Annotated in this window: 2 protein-coding genes; one reads left to right on the top strand and one right to left on the bottom strand. The window is 64.3% G+C overall.

Annotation, left to right across the window (positions count from 1 at the left end; genetic code table 11):
• A partial coding sequence (locus tag ACRDUX_RS15685; RefSeq protein WP_526414938.1) for a Stk1 family PASTA domain-containing Ser/Thr kinase occupies positions 1-1,464 on the top strand: 1,464 nt, incomplete at its 5' end.
• Positions 1,465-1,472: 8 nt separating this feature from the next.
• On the opposite strand, the gene ACRDUX_RS15680 is transcribed toward ACRDUX_RS15685, so the two are convergent.
• The gene (locus tag ACRDUX_RS15680) at positions 1,473-2,009 is read right to left on the bottom strand and encodes a GNAT family N-acetyltransferase (RefSeq protein WP_526414937.1); all 537 of its coding nucleotides are present in this window, start codon (positions 2,007-2,009) and stop codon (positions 1,473-1,475) included.
• Positions 2,010-2,205 lie beyond the last annotated feature (196 nt).

Genomic DNA, 2,205 nt, shown 5'->3' with positions numbered 1-2,205 from the left:
CACCGCGACGTGAAACCCGCCAACATCATGATCACCAAGGCGGGCGCGGTGAAGGTGATGGACTTCGGCATCTCGAGAGCTCTGAACGACAGTGGCACTCCCGTCACACAAGCCGGCGCAGTGGTCGGCACCGCGCAGTACTTCTCCCCCGAGCAGGCGAGCGGAGACACCGTCGACGCCCGCACCGACGTGTATTCACTCGGGTGCGTGCTCTACGAGATCCTCACTGGCGAGCCACCATTCGTTGGTGACTCCCCCGTCTCCGTTGCCTACCAACACGTCAGGAAGGAACCCACTCCACCGTCGAAACGCAATCCAGCGATTTCACCCGAACTGGATGCCGTCGTCCTCAAGGCTCTCGCGAAGAAACCCGACAACCGTTACCAGACGGCCGCCGACATGCGGACCGATCTGATCCGCGTGCACGGCGGCGAGGCCCCCGAGGCGCCCAAGGTGGTCACCGACGATGAACGGACCTCGCGTCCAACGCCGGCGAAACACCGCTCGCAGCCGACCGGCCACACCACGGCAAACCAACCGGTGTACACACCCCCGGACCGCAACCGGTTCTCCCGGCGATGGCTGGCCGTCGTCGCGGTGGTGGCAGTCCTGGCCGTCGTCGTCTCAGTGGCGATCAGCATGTTCGGCTCCCGCGATCTCAAGGTGCCCGACGTCCGAGACCAGACAAGGGATTCGGCGACCGCCACCCTTCAGGGCCTCGGCTTGAAGGTCGTCCCGCAACAGGAGTTCGACTCCACCATTGCGTTCGGCCACGTCATCGGCACCGAGCCAGAGGCCGGCAAGAGTCTCGCCGCTGGCGACGAGATCACGGTCAATCTCTCCTTGGGCCCCAAACAGCAGCAGATCCCGGACGTGGCGACGATGACTCCCGACGACGCGGAGAAGCAACTCCGCGATGCGGGTTTCGACAACCTCAAACGCACGGCCGGGGCCTCCACGCCGGAACAGAAGGGCATCGTCACGATGACCATCCCGCCGGCGAACTCAACGGTGGCCGCTACCAACGAGATCGACATCGTCGTGGGAAGCGGACCGGATAGCAAGCAAGTTCCGGACTGCGCGAATCTGTCCTTCGGGGACTGCGACAGGCTGCTGAAGCAGTCCGGCTTCCTCAACACGTTCCGCGTCGACAAGGACAGTCCGCTGCCAATTGGTCAAGTGGTTGCCACGAATCCTGCAGCGATGCAAGCGGTTCCAGTAGACACGGTGATCCAGATCCAGGTGTCGCTCGCCAATCAGTTCGTCATGCCGGATCTGAGGAACCGGTTCTACGACGATCTCCTACAGGTACTGCAGCAGAACGGCTTCACCGGCACTCTGAACAAGGGACCCGACGTACAGGGCGCAGGCGATCAGTACCGCAACAAGGCGGTCATGCAGGATCCGCCGCCCGGCACCGGAGTGAACCGCAACGGCACCATCACCATCAGCTACGGTGCTTGACCGGCCAACTACCAAAGGTCGCCAACGCGCCAATCGCAGGTCAACACCCCGCTGGCATCCAGCCCACCGCACCCCGTCGGCAACACGAAGATCAGATCTGCGGCGTCGTACGTGTCGACCCGACCATCAGGTGTAAGCGCCTGGGTTGGGCCCGTCCACGGCTCCCAGCCGCGCGCGGCATAGAAGCCCGCCGCCGACTCGACGGCGTTCAACGCGCCCAGATCATGGCGCGTTCGGATGATCGACTCCGCCCAATCCATCACCACCGCGCCCAACCCGGAACCCCGCCGATCGGAGTGCACCGCGACCGCCTCGACGTATCCGGCGTCTAATGTCGCGTCCCGGTATTGAAGCGTCCTCGGGACCACTCCGGCGTGAGCGACCAGAGAGTCACCATCCCAGATCATCACGTGGACTCCCCCGACTGCATGCAACCAGTCGTGCCCTCTGAAACTCTCGCCGAACGACGAGCGGACCAACGCTTCCGCGGCATCCAGCTCGCTCTCGCTCAGCTGGCCCGGTTCGGCAACCGAGATGTGGTTCATCAGACGAAGCTACGTCCAGACACGCCGGTCTACGGGCTATCAACCGTTCGACACGCCGACGTGGCTGGCTCCGAGGCTTGGCGCGCACCAGAGGTCCTTGGCGCGTTCGACGAATTCGCCGAACTCGCGGGGCGGCGCACTCTTGCACCTCGCGACGCAACGAACCCGTGGTCGTCTGCCTGGCAGGGGCGAGACA

This window comes from Mycobacterium sp., from assembly GCF_050701675.1.
Classification (GTDB): Bacteria; Actinomycetota; Actinomycetes; order Mycobacteriales; family Mycobacteriaceae; genus Mycobacterium.
This window is presented reverse-complemented; position numbering and strand designations above follow the sequence as displayed.

Excerpts from the sequence above, each read along its gene's own strand:
- ACRDUX_RS15680 (WP_526414937.1), bottom strand. The coding sequence starts at position 2,009 with ATGAACCACATCTCGGTTGCCGAACCGGGCCAGCTGAGCGAGAGCGAG.